This window comes from Halodesulfovibrio sp. MK-HDV (genome assembly GCF_009914765.1).
Lineage (GTDB): Bacteria > Desulfobacterota > Desulfovibrionia > Desulfovibrionales > Desulfovibrionaceae > Halodesulfovibrio.
The window spans coordinates 40,388-58,406 of record NZ_WYDS01000001.1 but is presented as its reverse complement, the minus strand read 5'-3'; the positions used below and the strand labels follow the sequence as shown (position 1 = coordinate 58,406).

The following is an 18,019-nucleotide window of genomic DNA, read 5'->3' as shown; positions in this document are numbered from 1 at the left end:
TACCTTTATGCAGTTACAAGAGGTTCAAGTTCTTTTTTCAACTTAGCTAGACGTGTACGCAAATCATCATCTCCTTTCAAGCGCAGCTCAAGCGTTGCAGGCGGAGTCAGTTTTGCTCTGTCTATATTATCGTTTACCCACCCTACAAGCAGTGCAGGCGAAATAACGTCTGCATTCTCTGACCATGTAAGACGTACTTTATCTCGTAAAATATCTGCCCGCTCTACCTGAATAGACATAAGGAAGCGTTTAAACTCAAGTACGCCAAGGAAGCTCACAAGCTCCGGCGGCAACGCTCCGAAACGGTCGCGTATTTCAAGTTCAACGTCCTGCATGTGGACAGCGTCAGTCGCAGAAGAGAGAGCTTTATAGAACTTCAAGCGCTCCCTGCCATCCGGAATATATGATTCTGGAATATGAGCGTTTATGCCAAGATTAATTTCTGTCTCAACCACAACACTTTCTTTTTCACCCTTCAGGCGCTTTACTTCCGTTTCGAGCATTTCAAGGTACATATCCAGACCAACCTTAGCCATCTGACCAGATTGTGCCTCACCCAAAATATTACCAGCACCACGAAGACGCAAATCTTCCATGGCAACTCTGAAACCGGCACCAAGGTAATCCAACTCCAGAATGATACGTAATCGTTTTCGTGCAGGAGTTGGCAATTTATCCAAATTATTGACGACAAACACCGCATATGCCTGCCTGTCTGAACGTCCTACTCGTCCACGCAACTGATAAAGCTGTCCGAGTCCGAACATTTGAGCCTGATCGACAATAAGCGTATTCGCCCGAGGAAAATCAAGGCCGGATTCAACGATTGAAGTACATACCAGAACATCAAGTTCACCATGCCAGAATTGGTGCATGGCTTCTTCAAGGTTCTTTTCAGACATCCTGCCATGTGCCATTCCAATACGGGCATTAGGAACCAGTTCCCGCACATATTCGGCAACACGTTCCAAGCCTTCTACGCGATTGTATACCCAGAAGACTTGACCTTCTCGAGCGATTTCCCGCTCAAGCACTCTTTTCAGTTCCGGAGCTTCTCGCTCAATAAGAGCCGTTTGAACCGGCTTACGCCCGACCGGTGCTGTTTCAATAACAGAAAGTTCTCGCACACCGGACATGGAAAGCTGAAGTGTTCGCGGAATAGGTGTCGCTGTAAGAGTTAGTACATCTACATTACGTTTCAGTTTCTTAAGTTTCTCTTTATGGCGAACACCAAAACGTTGCTCTTCATCCAGAACAAGCAAACTCAAGTTCGGCAAATCAACATCATCTGATAACAAACGATGTGTGCCTATCAAAATATCTACCTGACCGCGTGCCGCAGCAGAAAGAACTTCTTTCTGACGGGTACGGGTGACAAAGCGGCTTAATAAGCCAATATGCACAGGGAATCGGGAAAGGCGACTTTTAAATGTCTGATAGTGCTGTTCTGCAAGAACGGTTGTTGGACAAAGCAAAGCAACCTGTTTGCCTTCGCATGCAGCACGGAATGCAGCACGTATTGCAACTTCAGTTTTACCGAACCCAACGTCACCACAAACAAGTCTGTCCATTGGTTCCGGCTTTTGCATATCATCCAGAACATCCTGAATGGCTCTGGCTTGATCCGGTGTTTCTTCAAACCCGAAAGAAGCTTCAAACTCTCGATACAGCTCATCCACAGGCCCATAGGTAAAGCCTTTTGCAAGCCTGCGCCATGCATACATTTCCATGATGTCATGAGCAATTTTCTCAATGGCTTTTCGCGCTTTAGACTTGCTTGCCTGCCATCCAGCACCGCCAAGCTTATCTAAAGCCGGTGATGCTCCATCCGGCCCTTTAAAGAGCTGAATTAGAGACAATCTATCTACAGGGAGATAAAGTTTATCTTCACCAGCGTATTTCAGGAGTAAAAAGTCGTTCGACACATCCCCTAAATCAAGACGAAGAAGTCCTCCGAAGGTAGCAATACCATAATCTCTATGAACAAGATGTGCGCCGACCTTCAGGTCGTCGTAGTCTTTAAGACCGGAAAACGCACCGGAACGAGCACGAGCCTGACGCTCCACTTTTGGCTGCAATACATCTTCACCGAGCAGAAGAATATTATCCCACTCTAGATCAATACCGCGCCTGAAAGAAGATACCAGTGCAAACAGTCCCCGTTCTCTCGGGTCGTAGCACATATGCGGCATCAGACCGTCTTGTTCTGCAAGCGTTAAAAATTTTGTTCGACTACGATCTGTGGCAAAGCTCAGCACAACCTGTCGCTTCTCTTTCATCCACTCACGCAGGCGGGCTACTAACGTATGCCAAGGTCGTTCTGCATCTTCCGGCTTTTGAAAAATATCCTGGAACGCACCATAACTGCGTTCCTGTAATGAGGAGCCTTGTATCTCTATCCCCATTTTCAATTCTTCAAAATGGGCTCGCCGAGACTTGTGCCACACGGTTCCGGCAAGATCAGCGGAACGAAGTACGTTACCTACAGGCTGACGCACTCCATATTCTTCTGCCTGCTCATCAAGAAATGACACCCATGAGCGTTCTGACTCTTCCAGCGCCTCACTTAGCCCACCTTCTGAAGGTAGAACATAAACAGCGTCCTTTGGAAGCCAGCTTTCGAGAAAACTTGCGTTCTTGTAGAAGCAACCCGGAAGAAATGTGTAGTCACCATTTTCAGCAGCATGTTGCAGGGCAGAGGATTGACCATTAGCCAACGTACCGTCTGCTTCTAATTGCTTCCACCAAACAGAAGCTTGCGCAACATTGGAGTCATTGAGAACAACAGGAGCAGCCGGCAGTAAAACAAGCTCTTGGATATTCCCGCGGGAACGCTGGGAGGTAGGTTCGAAAAGTCGAATTTCTTCAAGAATATCGCCAAAAAATTCCATGCGAATAGGAAGCGTGAAACCGGGACAAAAAATGTCCAGAATATCACCACGCAACGCAATTTCACCCGGCTGAGTTACCAGCGGGACACGTGTGTATCCCCATTCTACGGCCTGTTCGATAATGAGGTCAGGACCTGTTTCGTCACTGACGACAAGTAAAAGCTCATTATGAGAAAAGATATCTTCAGGAGGCAGTGCAGGCAGGAAGTTGTCTATAGAAAGCAACACACCCTGTGCAGAGCGTTTCAGACCAAGCCCGTAAAGACTTGCCATTCGTGCTGCCCAGCGTGATTTACCATACGTACCTGCCGGATGCTGAGGAATAGTAATCCACTCATCATCCCACTGCGGAGTTGCCAGTGGAGCAGGTCCTCGGGAACAATTCGGTGTAAAGAGACGCAACAGCCCATTCAGTTCTGCAAACTCTTTGGCATCACGTGCGACCACTACCACATTTTCGCCTCTGTCACGTAAAACGCGCGCTAATCTGGCCTGACTTGCAGGACCACTTCGCGCAACATGAACAACGGCATCTTTCTCATTCTGGATTTTTCTGACGATTTCAGAAAACAGCACTCGTCACTGCTCCCGGATTATTGAATATATAAACTGAAAAAGCCGCCAGCCCTAAGGAAGGCAGGCGGCTTTTGCTTTTCAAGAGAGGTTATTCGTTTTTTTGACGAAAAAACCCAAAGGAAAAACTAAATCTGTCCGAGCACGTCAAGATCATCGTTAGAAAGCAGACGGTCAAGATCAAGCAAAATAAGCAAACGATCCTGAAGCTTACCAACACCACTGATGTACTCAGATTCCATACCTGCAACAACAGCCGGAGGCGGTTCTACCGTGCCTGCTGGAATTCGCAGAACTTCTGACACGGAATCAACTACAAACCCGACAATCATGTTGTTGATTTCGATTACAATGATTCGGGTGTGTTTGTCATGCTCTTTGGAGCTAAGCCCGAAACGCCTTCTTAGGTCAATGATTGGAATCACTTTTCCTCGAAGGTTAATTACCCCCTCAACAAAAACTGGAGCTTTGGGCACTTTAGTGATTTCCATAGTACGGATAATTTCCTGTACTTTAAGAATATCAACACCAAATTCCTCTTCACCTATACTAAAGGTGACAAGTTGCATCAGCTCGTCATCCTGCTTCTTCTGAGGCTCATTCATACAGAACAACTCCTTACTTTCCCGAGCAGCGATTACGGGAAAAATTTAGTAAATCGACACATACCTGTTCTCACAATTCAAAGCAACTACAGGACGATACCACCGTCCATAAAAGCGGTTGTAAAAAAACAGAGTGTTAGATAATATAACCTCGCTCAAAAGCAATTGAGTGTAACGCTATCCGCGAGGAGTACCAAATTGATGGCGAACATCTTACCATTCCCTGAAGAAACGCCGCTTGCCATGCAGATTAAATCGCTTGGCGACGAGGAACTTCTTGATTTCTGGGAAGAAACACAATTTCTTGAACGCTTTCTGAAAGAAGGCACCCCTGTGCATAATCAAGATTCGTTGCAATACGAAAAATTGATTCTACAGGAACTTCAATTGAGATCTTGCAGGCGCTGTGCCGCTACTGCTCAACTATAAGATTTTTCCTTAAGAAAAACCCTGCCGATGATTCCTCATCGGCAGGGTTTTTCTTTTCTTAAGGCTTTATCGTCACCACGCTATAGGTGATGGGCTTTTCCTAAACTAAAACAAATTTGTGCAGTGCAATCTTTAGCCGTTATCAACGGCTTTACGAATAAAGAAAGTACAATTGCACGAAAAGAATCAGAATTAAACACCACATCTTATCTGTGAACATCTGATTTTTTCAAAAAAGCAACAGAGTGCGAATTTGTTTTAATCTGCTTTACGACCTACGCAGAAGTACGCAAACCCTTTCTCAGCCATTGTTGCGGCATTGTACAGGTTGCGTCCATCAAACAAAATAGGTGCTGTAAGCTGTTCCTTCACGCGATCAAAATCAGGTGTGCGGAACTGGTGCCACTCAGTAACAACCATCAGAGCCTGTGCACCATCAAGTGCTGCATACTGCTCATCTACGATTTCTACTAAGTCGTTATCCGCAAAACGCTCTTTTACTTTATCGCCTGCTACAGGATCAAAAGCACGAATACGCATACCTTTTGCGGTAAGCTCTTCGATAATAGCTAAGGAAGCAGCTTCACGGGTGTCATCTGTGTTTGCTTTAAACGCGATGCCCCACAGAGCCAATGTTTTTCCTTCAACGCCACCCTGTGGCTCAAAGTATTCAACAAGACGCTCTGCCATACGTTTTTTCTGACGTTTGTTCACATTATCTACAGCTTCGAGCAACTCAGGAGTGTACTCGTACTGGTGTGCAGTGTGGATCAGCGCTTTAACGTCTTTAGGGAAACAAGAACCACCATAGCCTACACCCGGGTAGATGAATTCATACCCGATGCGGTGATCGGAACCAATGCCGGTACGAACGTCACGAACATCCGCGCCAACACGTTCACAAATATTTGCGACTTCATTGATGAAAGAAATTTTTGTCGCGAGCATGCAATTTGCTGCATACTTGGTCATTTCAGCACTACGAACACCCATAACAATCAGTTTTTCACGACTGCGGGCAAATGGAGCATACAGTTCGCCAAGAACAGCAGCAGCATTTTCATCGTCTGTACCAACAATAACACGATCCGGTTTCATAAAGTCACTAACCGCGTCGCCCTCTTTCAAGAACTCTGGGTTAGATACAACTGCAAAACCAATGGATTCTCCGCGCTTATCAAGTTCTTCCTGTACAAGGGAAGTAACGAAATCGGCAGTACCCACAGGTACTGTAGATTTATCAACAATAACTTTTGGGGAAGTCATTACCGCGCCAATCTGGCGTGCAACCTGCTCAACATAGCAAAGATCACATGAACCGTCGTCGCTAGACGGGGTACCAACGGTAATAAATACAACATCACACTTCTCAATACCTTCTTGGAGGCTTGTTGTGAAGGTGAGTCGCTTTTCTTCATAGTTACGCTGCACAAGTTCTTCCAAACCAGGTTCCCAAATATGAACCTGGCCATTGGAAAGCATCTTAACAACTTCAGGATTTACATCAACACACGTGATGGCATTACCCATTTCTGCAAAGCATGCTGCGCTTACAAGACCAACGTAACCAGTGCCAACAATACAAACGTTCATAAACGAACTCCAGTTCATCCCTGCTGAGATGTCAGATTTCATGTAAATTCAGATTTCATGTAAATATGGACACTCTCTTTACTGAGTTGTATCTCAACAGTCAATTATGTGCAGGAAAGAATTGTGAAATACATAAAAATTTCCAATACAAGTACCTACGCCCATCGGATGGGAATTTATTTTTGTAAATGAATTCGATGTCGATTACGTACTTGCCGTCAAACCAATGCCCTTACAAATTTTTCACGTAGATTCATTGCACTTTATGCATGAAGTTTATTGTAAAAGAGTGTATAAAATCTGTAGAGTCCGCAAAACTATGTTTTCTTTGCTCGAGACTTTATATAAAGTGGTTAGATACATATGGGTTTACTTATATGAGGAGAAGATATGCCCGTTTTAGTAGTTAATGTTGATCATGTTGCAACTCTTAGGCAACAGCGTGGCGGTGTTGAGCCAGAACCAATAACTGCTGCACATTTTGCAGAGCTTGCTGGCGCACGTGGCATCATTATGCACCTTCGTGAAGACCGTCGTCATGTTCAGGATCGCGATATCGAATTAGTATCCCGTTGTCTGAATACTCGTTTCCATTTTGAAATGGCGGCCACTGAAGAAATGCATGAGATTGCACTTCGCATTAATCCTTACATGATTTGTCTTGTACCGGAAAAACGCGAAGAACTCACCACTGAAGGCGGCCTCGTAGTCGCAGGACGTGAAGAATTTTTCCGCGAATACTTAGCACCATTCCATGCAGCAGGCGTTAAATCCAGCCTGTTCATCGAAGCAAGTGAAAAGCAGATTAATGCTTCTCACGCTTGTGGTGCTGAATACATCGAACTTCATACCGGTCATTTTGCAGATGCAAAAACTCCGGAAAAAATGCAGCTCGAACGCGACAAGATCATTAAAGGCGTAGCGTATGCTAAACGCCTCGGCCTTAAGGTTAACCTTGGCCATGGTCTTAACTACACCAACGTGTACGAATTTGCGAATGTTCCGGGTATCACTGAATACTCTATCGGTCATTCCATTGTTTCCCGTGCCGTTCTTGTAGGTATGGATCGCGCTGTGCGTGAAATGAACGATATCGTCAGCTCTTTTGCTGAATAACAATTCTATTCTGTGGGGCTTTTGGTGATTGTCGGACTTGGTATTGATACAACAGAACTGGACCGCATCCAGAAATCGTTTGAACGACATGGCGACCGGTTCACTTCGAGAATCCTACACCCGAATGAACAAGCGGCACTGCCCAAGCACCCTGTAGCCTACATTGCGGCTCGTTTTGCAGCAAAAGAAGCAGCAGTAAAAGCGCTTGGAACAGGTTTTACGCAAGGCATTCAGTTTCAGGATATTGAGATACAATCGGAACCTTCCGGCAAACCAACGCTAGTTCTACATAACAAAGCAGCAGAGGTTGCAGACGCTTTATCTGCAACGCGGTACCATGTCAGCTTAACGCATGGCAGAGATACAGCATCTGCTGTTGTTATTCTCGAGTCCTTATAGTCACCATCCGTTTAACGGAGGCTCAATGGCATACATTCCCTTGCCGACACCGGCGGAAATGAACAGCTGGGATACTCAAGCAATTTCTGCTTTCGGTATCCGTGAAGAAATTCTTATGGAAAACGCTAGCCGGGAAGCACTTCATGTGCTTCTCGAGCTGACGGGGTCCATAACAGGCAAACGTGTTCTCGCATTTATGGGAAGCGGAAATAACGGCGGCGATGCTGCTGCTGTTGCCAGACACCTACATAACCTTGGTGCCGATGTTCTACTGCTTCATACAAAACCTGTGCGAGAGTATCACAAAACAACTGGCTATCATTTCAAGCTTGCCAGAAACATTGGTACACCTCACGCGTTACTTACGCCTAAAAATGCTTCACGCTTGTTGCGTGCCGAACAACCGGACATTATTATAGACGGATTACTCGGCACAGGGCTTCGTGGTCCATTGTCTTCTGATAAAGCAAGCATCATCGAACACATAAATTCGCTGGGCAAAAAAGCTTTCGTGCTTGCTTTGGATATCCCGTCCGGTTTAAACGGAACGTTAGGTACCGTTGATCCTATAGCAGTACGAGCCAATTCCACGGTAACGTTTGAAGCGGCTAAATGCGGACTGGTCATGCCGGAAACCGACCAATGGGTTGGCAACTTACATGTACGTCCCATTGGAATCCCTGCACAGGTGCAAACCACGCACCCAGCTTCTCACGTAGGAATGACAGACAACGTGCTTGCTTTTCGCAGACCTCTGTCTGAAGCAATGCATAAAGGCTCCGCAGGTAAGGTGCTTATTATAGGTGGTTCAAAAGGACTTACCGGCGCACCTCATTTATCTGCACTAGGAGCCATGCGCTCTGGCGCCGGGTACGCAACAATTGCTTCACCCGCACTACTGACACAGGAAATTAAAGCAGAACAACCCGAAATATTAACTCTTGATATCGGGACATCTGATGAATGGCCTATCCATGTCCCAGAGTTACTTATCCGGGCAATACAACACTCAGACAGTCTTATCATCGGTCCCGGTATGGGACGCTCAGACGAAGCAGCTAATTTTTTACGAGAACTGATTGCATTGCGTCGACCGCCAACAGTGTTTGACGCAGATGCTCTCTATCATCTTGCTGAAGATAAAATTCTTTTACACTCACTGTCTGACAGTGACATTCTCACCCCTCACCCGGGTGAAATGGCAAGACTAACATGGAAAACAATTAGTGAAATTCAAGCAGACAGGCTCACATCTGCAAGACTTCTTGACGACACATTCAAAGGTGCTGTTATTCTGAAAGGAGCAGCAAGCTGTGTCGCGCAACAAGGAAAGCCGACTGTTATTTCTCCGTTCAGCACACCTGCCCTTGCAGTTGCCGGATCTGGAGATGTTCTTTCCGGAATTCTAGGAACTCACCTCGCACAGGGAGTTCCAGCACGAGAAGCCGCCTGCCTTGGAGTCTATGAACACGGGCTTGCTGGAGAGTTTCTTGAAGAAGAATTCCCACACAGGGGAAATCTGCCACAAGAAATCGCTCATGCTTTGCCAAAAGCCGTAAGGAAGTACATATGCTAACAGCCTACGACCTAATGACAGAGAATCCACAGACGATTGCCCCGGATGATGATATTGTAACAGCAGCACGTATAATGGTTGAAAAACGATATAACGGACTGCCTGTTGTAGAAGCTGATGGAACGCTTATTGGCATTATCTGCCAGAGCGATCTTATCAATCAACACAAGCGCCTTAACCTTCCTTCACTGTTTACAGTACTGGACGGCATCATTCCTTTACGTTCCAATGCTGATATGGATGCGGAAATGAGAAAGATATCTGCCAGCAAAGTTGTAGAGGCAATGACGCCGGCTCCGACATCTGTGACAGAAGAAGCGCCTATTGACGAAATCGCCACGCTTATGGTGGATAGTAATTACCATTCGCTGCCAGTTGTCAAAAATGGCAAATTGGTAGGAATCGTCGGAAAAGAAGATATTCTACGCACCCTCCTGCCTAAGGAAGAACCCAAAGAGTAACCAAACTGTGCTTCTTTATGTAAAAAACACAGAAGAGACCGAACTTCTGGGAAAATATCTTGCACAGGCTCTCGTTTCGACGAATCCTGTGCAAACTTTATTGTTTAAAGGTACACTGGGCTCGGGCAAGACAACCCTTGTTCGCTCTCTTGTTCAGCATCTTCCCGGTGGGGACGAAGCTGAAGTAAGCAGCCCAAGTTTTAATGTATATAACCTGTACCCAACCACTCCCGAAACCGCTCACTATGATCTTTACAGACTGGCAGGCGGATGTGTTGACGAGTCGTTTTATGAACTGCTGGATGAAGAGCAGACCCTCATGCTTGTTGAATGGGCGGAGCACCTTCCAGAGCGGGAATACCCGAATGAATGGTTGCAATTCTGTTGGATTCCATGCGAAGAAGGACGACAAATTGACATTTTGGTAAAAGGGGCAGGAGCTACCCGTGTAATCGAGGCATTAAAACCACTTGTGACCTCGATGCAAGTAGCACCATAATTATTTAGTAGACTTGTTCTACCCTTCTCATTCTCTTTCTAACGACAAAGGAATCAGTATGCGTATTCTGGTTCAGAAGTTCGGCGGAACTTCCGTTGCCACTTTAGAGTGCATGAAAAAAGTACGTGATAAAGTTCTTGCCGCTCGTGCCAAGGGATTTAAAGTAGTGGTTGTTCTTTCTGCAATGTCAGGAGAAACCAACCGGCTTTTAGGACTAGCAAAAAAATGGTCCACCTCCCCTGACCCGGCGGAAATTGATGTTCTTGTCTCCACTGGAGAACAGGTATCAGTAGCACTATTTTCGATGCTCATGAATGATGCCGGAGCTAACACTCGCTCCCTACTCGGGTTTCAGGTTCCTGTAAGCACAGACTGTGCACACGGAAACGCCCGTATTTTAGGGATAAATCAGGAAAAGCTTCAAGGTTTACTTGAAAAACACGATGTTCTCGCTGTTGCTGGGTTCCAAGGTTGTACCGACGAAACCCGCGTAACAACACTTGGTCGTGGCGGTTCTGATACATCCGCAGTAGCTTTTGCCGCAGCACTTGGCTGTGAGTGCGAAATTTACACCGATGTAGACGGCGTATACACCACCGACCCTAATATCGTAAGTACAGCTCGCAAAATGGACCGCGTTTCCTATGATGAAATGCTAGAAATGGCCTCCATGGGCGCTAAAGTTTTACAGATTCGTTCTGTAGAATTTGCAAAAAAGTACAAAGTACCAGTACTTGTTCGTTCAACATTTACAGACGCCCCAGGCACATTAGTCACTCAGGAGGATTCACGCATGGAAGCCGTTTTAGTTTCAGGTATCGCATACGACAAGGATCAGGCGCGCGTTACATTGCGCGATGTTCCGGACGTGCCGGGTATCGCTTCCAACTTGTTTGGTCCGCTTTCAGAGGGCGGTGTTGTTGTTGATATGATCGTTCAGAACCCAAGCCGTGATAACAAAACAGATATGACATTTACTGTTCCGCGCGGTGATCTGGACAAGACTCTCGAGCTCATGGTTGATATTCAAAAACAAACAAATGCGGCAGAAGTTCTGCACGATTTACATGTTTGTAAAGTGTCTGCCATCGGCGTTGGTATGCGTAACCATTCCGGCGTGGCTGCACAGGCTTTTGATGCTCTGCGTAGAGAGAATATTAACATTCTCATGATTAGCACCTCAGAAATTAAAATTACCTGCCTTATCGAGGAGAAGTACACGGAGCTCGCAGTAAGAACGCTGCACGATGCCTTCGGGCTCGGCAAAGAATAACAAAGTTGAAAGGGCCATGAAAAAAATTCAGATCTACGACACAAGTTTGCGTGATGGAACTCAATCAGAAGACATCAGCCTTACCAATGACGACAAAATTAAGATTGCTCTTAAGCTTGACGAACTTGGTATAGATTTTATTGAAGGCGGCTGGCCAGGGTCTAACCCTGTGGACATGGCGTTCTTTAATGAAATTAAGCGCACATCCTTAAAGCATGCAAAAATTGCTGCTTTCGGGAGCACCCATCACCCAGGCTTTACTGCGGAAAACGACCCGAACCTACGTAATTTACTTAGTTCTGGATCAGATGTGTGTACCATTTTCGGTAAAACGTGGGATATCCACGCAACCGAAGCGCTACGAATTCCGTTAGAACAAAACCTGAAAATTATTCATGACTCTGTTGCGTTCCTCAGTTCTATGGGTCGCGATGTGGTCTTTGATGCCGAACATTTCTTTGACGGCTTCAAAGCGAATCAGGAATACGCTCTTGTTGCTATTACAGAAGCACACAAAGCAGGCGCTCAAACGCTTAGTCTGTGCGATACAAACGGTGGCACATTGCCTCATGAAGTGTATCGAATTGTACAGGCTATTGCTAAAGCGCTCCCTGATGCAAAGCTTGGCATCCATGCTCACAATGACTGTGAGTTGGCAGTGGCAAACTCCATTGCTGCGGTGCAGGCAGGCGCTACCCATATTCAGGGAACCATTAACGGCATCGGTGAACGATGTGGTAATGCGAACCTCTGCTCTATCATTCCTACGCTTGAGTTGAAATTCAACGACGAATACTCGACTCTTGGTAAGGACAAGTTGGCACTGTTAACAAGTACATCAGCATTTGTTACAGATGTAGCCAACGTAATGCCATTCGATCGCCAGCCGTTTGTCGGCAGGTCAGCGTTTGCGCATAAAGGTGGTGTTCACGCAAGTGCGGTTAACCGAAACTCAGCATTGTACGAACACATTGATCCAGAAATTGTCGGCAACAGACAGCGAGTACTGCTCACAGAACTTGCCGGACGAGCTAACATTGTCAACATGGCTAAAAAATTCGGATTCCATTTGGATAAGGATGAGCCGGTTGTCAAAGGATTGCTCAATGAATTAAAAAAACGTTCCAGCATGGGCTACGACTATGCCGCAGCAGAAGCTTCTGTAGAGTTGCTTTTGCTCAAAAAGCTTGGTCGTCGTGGAGTAAGGGAGTTCTTTAAACTCAACCAATTCCGTGTGCTCGAACTTAAAGAAGCTCAGGATTTAGATCCTATTTCTGAAGCTTCAGTAATAGTTGAAGTTGAAGGAGTTACGGAACATACCGCCGCAACTGGGCGTGGTCCTGTTAACTCCTTGGATAACGCACTGCGTAAAGCGCTCTGCAACTTCTACCCGCGTCTCTCCGAGATGAAGCTGCTCGACTTCAAAGTTAGAGTCATGACAGCAGAAGATCCTGAAGGCGGTGGTACAGCTTCCTTTGTACGCGTTCTTATTGAATCCGGTGACCATCTTTCGCGCTGGGTGACTGTAGGTGTATCCTACAACATCATAGAGGCGAGCTGGCAAGCTGTGGCTGATTCCATCACCTACAAGCTTTATAAGGATGAACACGAACAGCGTGCTCATATTGAACAGTAAGTAAGCTTTAATTACATAGAAAAGGGCAGTCTCCTTAAGGAGACTGCCCTTTTTATTTGCTTACCAAATTCTCGTCGCAATCACTTCACATACGCTGCTTATTTTCAAGAACATAAAAGTGTTAAACAAGATGGTTATAATGCATTTGAAAGTTGACGTTCAAGCCGTGCAATCTTGAGAGATAACGCGTTCATGCTTCGAGATAATTTTTTTAATTCCCCTTCTGCGCCGCTATAGTCATTTTGGTTTAGCAGCTCTTCAACATAAAGCGTTCTGCCATACAAAGGAGATAAGCTGACAGCGTATTTCTCTAACTCTTTACTCTGTCTGCGTGCCTTGTTCAGCTTACCAAGCTTAACTGATCGAGCTAGATTCGCAGCACGAGTGCGTGCAGCACGAAAACGTGCCATCTGAGCTTGAAAATCTTCTTCCAGCACCTGCTGCCAGCTCGCAACTTCAAGGCTTTGTACGATAACATCTACGTCTTCCGGAAAGAGATACCGAAGGCTTTCACTACGCTCCAATGTCTCCAAAACGTCCTCACCGACAGGACGTTCCATTATACCCTGCGTTGCACCGGAATAGAGATCCGCCAACTCATCGCGTTTTTCCAAAATAATATTAGAACCAAACTCCCGAACTAGCTTATCGCCTTCTTCTTTTGTCAATATCTTTGGTGTCTGCTGAGTGACAACCACAGAGTCCATAAGTCGAGGCATTGTAAGCCAGAAATGCAAAGAAAGAATGCCTACTCCTACACCGAGCAACAGTGCTGAAAAAAGCGCTAGTTTCTTAACTGCGAACACCTTAATGATTTGCGGAGCAGGAACAGCGGGATGTTCCAACCGATCAATATGCTCAAATACATTGAATGCCACAGCTTCCAAATCCGGCACATTATCTGGTTGAATTTCTTTTAAAAGATCGTACAGAGCCGTACACGCACGTTCGCAACGGTACAGCTCCCGTAACTGGGTAATACCCGGCTTTACGGCGCGAATTTCTTTGCCTATCTGCCCTATCATCCAGTTAAAAAGATCGATCCTTTTGGCCGCAGGAAACGTAGAATTCAAACCCTGATGCGTTAATACCGCGGCTTGAATTTCTAAACCGTTTGATAAACCACGCAGCCCGTGAATTTTAACAGCCGCGACCGTGTAATAAACAGCGAGGAGTAAATCAAACCCTTCACGCTTTCCAATTTCTTCACACAAGTTGAATACCATCGACCAGTCAATGCCACCAGTCAGCGGGTTCACCCTGCGGTTAATCTCGCCACGTACCTGCTGATACGCAGAGGTGTCTCTAAGGCTCTCTTCATCATCAGCCAGTTTGAACTTTTTAAGTTCAGAAAAAAACAAACTGCTCACATCATACTCACAAATGTAGACGGGGGCATAAAGCCCCCGTGTAATGATTTAGTAAAGTGTCGGTGAAAGACGGAATGATCTGAACAACGCCGATGTGAACGGGTTGCTATCCGCTTCTGAGTACAGACGGTATCGAACTGCTCCACCATCAATGGTGAATCTGTAGTCAACACTGGTAACACTTGTACCCACAATCTCACCCTTGTCGAGAAGACGGAAGAACGCCCATGGTCCCTGAATATTAATACTGCGTGGAGACTTGTTAACCTCTGCAGGAATCAGCGTTAGTTTACTTGCTGATGCTGCGCGCAGTGTGTTCGGCCAGATAAGCTCAACTGACTTACGAGGACCATGACTGTATTCTACAAACTGTCCATCAACGTTGATGATGCTTCGGCGTTTTGTAGGACTGAGTTCGACTGGTTCAAGCGTAAATTCAACATCAAGTACACCTTTGTTGTTAAAGAATGCACGTTGAATTCGCTGAGCAGTTGCAAGCTGATCCAGCACATCAGACCTGATAAGGGAAGAACCACCTTCTGTATCCTTAGAGATAATATTTTCATCAAGGAACAGTTTCAGGTTGTTTTCATAGAATTTACTCAAGGTACCTGAAGGGCCAAAGAAACTTTCAAAGTCAATTAAGGCTACGTCTTTCGGTGCTGTAGGGTTGAACGGATAGCGATTTGCAAACTTCTGTACGTACTCTTTGTATACGTCGTTAGACCAGCGTACTTCCAAATGCTTAATTGCTTCCTGTTTCACCACAAACCAACTTTCGTCAGCCATTTTTGTAATCATAGTATCGAATGGCTGTGGAAGACCGCTTGCGATACGCTGCAACACATAAATCGGGTCAACACTATTCAAGTTCACACGAGACTTAGTTGCCTCAAGTGCGGCTTTACCGATATCCGGCGCATCTGCAATTGATTTAAGGTAAGACTGAAGCTGAGTCACAGCTTCGAGTACTTCATCAATGTACGCAGGTTTGCTGTCGTCTTTCACGATCAAACTGTTCACACCTGCGAACTGTTTGTCGATCATTGCTGCAACTTTGTATCGCGGAGATGTCATCATCTCTTCACGGGCCCGATCATCATCAGGTAATGGCGGGAACAAGTTTGTATTTTCCGTCAACACATTCAGCAGACGAGCAAACGGATTAGAGTTACCTGTAATATTTTCAAGTACCAACGCTGCACTGTTAATGTCTCGGAAAATCTTAGTATCAATATTGTTCATGGCAGTACGCCATGTGTTTACGTAGTCAGAAACGTATTGATCTCTAATTTTTTCTCGCAGCGCACGTTTGTCTTCTTCACTGAAGTTAATTGTCGCGGTCTGCCCGAGTACCCAACTATCCACAAGTGCTAACTCGGAAACGGAATCGGACTTAGGAATAAAGTATGTTTCATATCCTTTTCGAGTGAGTAAACGAGGAATTTGCAATGCTGAATTATCACTTCCGCGAGTCGAGAATACTACATCGTAAATTGGGCCAATTGAGGTCGCAAGGTTAAGCGGTGCACCAAGTACTGCTGAAGCATTTTGCTTAAGATTTCGGTAAACGCGTTGCTCAACAGGCATTTTATTTAATGCACTCTGAACATCTGCTACTAGCGTGTCGTATGGTTTTAACACTACCTCAGCTGCTTTATTACCTGCATCACGCTTCTTTTGCAGATCAGTATGCTTCATCGCATACTGAAGGTGCTCCATCAGCTTTTCCTGAGTCTCTTTATTACCCGGATAGCTCTTCTGCCACTTACGGGCAAAGTAGTTCTCTACAAAGCCTTTATAACGTCCACTCTTATCCGTAAGCATACGGAAGACGCGCAGGGATGCCAGCTTACCTTCATCTGTATCGGCTGCTGCCAAGTCTTCGGCAGAACGCTTCATAAGTGCCGGAAGGTAACGGCTTTCCAAAAGGCTCAGATAAGTCTGTTCAACTTCTGGTCCGATGGTATGTCCCTGATACAATCCCATATCAGATATGTAATGAGACTTGTCTCGGAAGAAACCAAATTTCAACGTTGCTTCACGGATTGCGTTCAGAGGCCCAAGGATATTTTGACCACTGTCGATTAAAATTTCATGAGAGAACTTCTCGTTGTAATCTTTTACCTTCTCAAGCACAGCATCAGCATGTTCAACGTTTTTCATGTAGTAACGCTGCCAACTGCCAACAAGTAAAACAGATACAATAATGCACATTACGGTAGAAAGAAGCATCACCTGACGTTTCTTTTTAGCTACTCTAAAGTTATCCGACGCAATCCCTGCTTCAGGATAGATAATACGTCCGAACAAGTTTTGTGTGAAAAAGGTCGTCGAGTTCTTGGCTTGCTGAGCGCTATGGATTGTATGCTCTAAACCGTATCTTCGTGATGCTGCATCAACATACGCGTTTGTTGGAACCCCTTGCTGGTATACTGAGGAAAAGTACACACCACGTACCAACGCTGACGTTGAGAACTGATCGCTTCCAAGAGTTTCTTCAAGGAACCGTTTCAACACGTCGTGCAGTCCTGCCATCTGACGGCAGAAGCTATAGATTGCAATACTATCTTCTGATTCGTAGCACTTGAGAAGCGCTCCCGGAAGCATATCGTTAATTCGTGTAATGAATCCCTGATAGTCAGTATCAAATTCTTGCAACCAGCTATCAAGGTCTTCCACTGAATTCATAGTAAAGGTAAAGCCCAATACCTCTTCACGCTGCACTCGAGTATAGTGGCGGAAGAAAGGTTCAAAGCCGTACAAAAGATCAAGCTTAGTCAAACAAATGTAGACTGGAAGACGGATGGATAAGGTCTCCATAAGTTCGCGAATTCTTGCACGGAGCAAGCTCGCATACGCCCGTCGTTCAGAGTTTGTTGCAGAAATAAGGTGTGCCACATCAAGTGTCAGCACTACGCCGTTAAGAGGACGACGACTACGTGTCTTTTCAAGCCACTGAAGAAAGTTCATCCAGAGACGACGTTCCATCTCTCCGTTTTCCCCTTCACTGGTCGCGTTCTGTGTAAGCAGTTCGCCATCAGGATCAATCAGAACAGAATCATCACCGATCCACCAATCAAAGGAATATGGATTTTCAGTCTTTTTGCCAGAGGCTCGCATGACTGATGAAAATACAAAGTTATGTCCAGAGCGGTTGATAAGGCTCGTTTTGCCGGCATTTTCAAGCCCCATAACAAGATACCACGGCAGCGCATACATATAGTTACGTTTATTAAGGCTATCTTTAAGCCCTTTCATAACCATATCCAGCTCTTCTTCCTGCCGTTCTTCGTATCGCTGAATTGGATCTTCCTGAAGCTCCAGTTCACGTTCTTGCTCATCTTTGTAACCGGCAAGCGTACGCCACTGAACGAGACCCCAGACAGCTAAGCAGGACAGTACAAATATGATTGTTGTTACCGACCGTGCAAAAACAGACTGTAGAGGATTCTCTTCATTATATTGAAGCCACGGACCAGCCCACCATATTGCAATAACGAGCAGTATTACAATCAACACAAGCAATACTGGAATCGCAGACTTTATCCCCGGGACAGCTTTTTTCAAAAATTTAAAAATCTTACCTAACATAACG

General features: G+C 45.5%; 13 protein-coding genes. 8 read left to right on the top strand and 5 right to left on the bottom strand.

Translation table 11 applies throughout. From position 1 onward, the window contains the following. Window positions 1-5 precede the first annotated feature (5 nt). Window positions 6-3,467, bottom strand: a complete 3,462-nt coding sequence (gene mfd, locus MKHDV_RS00255; protein WP_160711067.1) for a transcription-repair coupling factor — start codon at window positions 3,465-3,467, stop codon at window positions 6-8. A 125-nt stretch (window positions 3,468-3,592) separates the two neighbouring features. Beyond that, window positions 3,593-4,069 (bottom strand): chemotaxis protein CheW, encoded by a 477-nt coding sequence (locus tag MKHDV_RS00250; protein ID WP_160711065.1) that lies wholly within the window; start codon window positions 4,067-4,069, stop codon window positions 3,593-3,595. Between the two features lie 201 nt (window positions 4,070-4,270). On the opposite strand from MKHDV_RS00250, the gene MKHDV_RS00245 reads away from it, so the two are divergent. After that, on the top strand, window positions 4,271-4,498 hold the full coding sequence (locus tag MKHDV_RS00245) for a hypothetical protein (protein ID WP_160711063.1): 228 nt from the start codon (window positions 4,271-4,273) through the stop codon (window positions 4,496-4,498). Between the two features lie 258 nt (window positions 4,499-4,756). Here MKHDV_RS00245 and MKHDV_RS00240 read toward each other — a convergent pair whose 3' ends face one another. Beyond that, window positions 4,757-6,091, bottom strand: a complete 1,335-nt coding sequence (locus tag MKHDV_RS00240; protein ID WP_160711061.1) for a UDP-glucose/GDP-mannose dehydrogenase family protein — start codon at window positions 6,089-6,091, stop codon at window positions 4,757-4,759. Between the two features lie 390 nt (window positions 6,092-6,481). Between MKHDV_RS00240 and MKHDV_RS00235 the strand changes: the two genes are divergently transcribed. The 7 genes from MKHDV_RS00235 to cimA are packed head-to-tail and all read left to right on the top strand — an operon-like array spanning window position 6,482 to window position 13,051. Continuing rightward, a complete protein-coding gene (locus MKHDV_RS00235; RefSeq protein ID WP_160711059.1) occupies window positions 6,482-7,207 on the top strand; it encodes a pyridoxine 5'-phosphate synthase in 726 nt (241 codons plus the stop codon). 24 nt (window positions 7,208-7,231) lie between these two features. Continuing rightward, window positions 7,232-7,606 carry a holo-[acyl-carrier-protein] synthase gene (locus MKHDV_RS00230; RefSeq protein WP_160711057.1) on the top strand — a complete coding sequence of 125 codons (375 nt, stop codon included), beginning with the start codon at window positions 7,232-7,234 and terminating at the stop codon, window positions 7,604-7,606. A gap of 25 nt (window positions 7,607-7,631) precedes the next feature. Continuing rightward, entirely contained in the window at window positions 7,632-9,182 is a 1,551-nt protein-coding gene (locus MKHDV_RS00225; protein WP_160711056.1) for an NAD(P)H-hydrate dehydratase, read from the top strand. Further along, the gene (locus MKHDV_RS00220; RefSeq protein WP_160711055.1) at window positions 9,176-9,643 is read left to right on the top strand and encodes a CBS domain-containing protein; all 468 of its coding nucleotides are present in this window, start codon (window positions 9,176-9,178) and stop codon (window positions 9,641-9,643) included. Before MKHDV_RS00225 ends, MKHDV_RS00220 begins: the two co-directional genes overlap by 7 nt. Before the next feature lie 7 nt (window positions 9,644-9,650). After that, on the top strand, window positions 9,651-10,142 hold the full coding sequence (gene tsaE / locus MKHDV_RS00215) for a tRNA (adenosine(37)-N6)-threonylcarbamoyltransferase complex ATPase subunit type 1 TsaE (RefSeq protein WP_160711054.1): 492 nt from the start codon (window positions 9,651-9,653) through the stop codon (window positions 10,140-10,142). A gap of 58 nt (window positions 10,143-10,200) precedes the next feature. Then, window positions 10,201-11,415 (top strand): aspartate kinase, encoded by a 1,215-nt coding sequence (locus MKHDV_RS00210; protein ID WP_160711053.1) that lies wholly within the window; start codon window positions 10,201-10,203, stop codon window positions 11,413-11,415. Window positions 11,416-11,431: 16 nt separating this feature from the next. Next, a complete protein-coding gene (gene cimA, locus MKHDV_RS00205) occupies window positions 11,432-13,051 on the top strand; it encodes a citramalate synthase (RefSeq protein ID WP_162859815.1) in 1,620 nt (539 codons plus the stop codon). Between the two features lie 134 nt (window positions 13,052-13,185). On the opposite strand, the gene MKHDV_RS00200 is transcribed toward cimA, so the two are convergent. Then, window positions 13,186-14,421, bottom strand: a complete 1,236-nt coding sequence (locus MKHDV_RS00200; protein WP_160711051.1) for a type VI secretion system ImpA family N-terminal domain-containing protein — start codon at window positions 14,419-14,421, stop codon at window positions 13,186-13,188. 48 nt (window positions 14,422-14,469) lie between these two features. Then, on the bottom strand, window positions 14,470-18,015 hold the full coding sequence (gene tssM, locus MKHDV_RS00195) for a type VI secretion system membrane subunit TssM (RefSeq protein ID WP_160711050.1): 3,546 nt from the start codon (window positions 18,013-18,015) through the stop codon (window positions 14,470-14,472). Between the last annotated feature and the right edge of the window lie 4 nt (window positions 18,016-18,019).

Bases quoted from the DNA above. Each gene is read 5' to 3' on its own strand.
- MKHDV_RS00220 (WP_160711055.1), top strand. From the start codon at position 9,176: ATGCTAACAGCCTACGACCTAATGACAGAGAATCCACAGACGATTGCC.
- MKHDV_RS00245 (WP_160711063.1), top strand. From the start codon at position 4,271: ATGGCGAACATCTTACCATTCCCTGAAGAAACGCCGCTTGCCATGCAG.
- MKHDV_RS00240 (WP_160711061.1), bottom strand. From the start codon at position 6,091: ATGAACGTTTGTATTGTTGGCACTGGTTACGTTGGTCTTGTAAGCGCA.
- MKHDV_RS00235 (WP_160711059.1), top strand. From the start codon at position 6,482: ATGCCCGTTTTAGTAGTTAATGTTGATCATGTTGCAACTCTTAGGCAA.
- tssM (WP_160711050.1), bottom strand. From the start codon at position 18,015: ATGTTAGGTAAGATTTTTAAATTTTTGAAAAAAGCTGTCCCGGGGATA.
- cimA (WP_162859815.1), top strand. From the start codon at position 11,432: ATGAAAAAAATTCAGATCTACGACACAAGTTTGCGTGATGGAACTCAA.
- MKHDV_RS00250 (WP_160711065.1), bottom strand. From the start codon at position 4,069: ATGAATGAGCCTCAGAAGAAGCAGGATGACGAGCTGATGCAACTTGTC.
- MKHDV_RS00225 (WP_160711056.1), top strand. From the start codon at position 7,632: ATGGCATACATTCCCTTGCCGACACCGGCGGAAATGAACAGCTGGGAT.
- MKHDV_RS00210 (WP_160711053.1), top strand. From the start codon at position 10,201: ATGCGTATTCTGGTTCAGAAGTTCGGCGGAACTTCCGTTGCCACTTTA.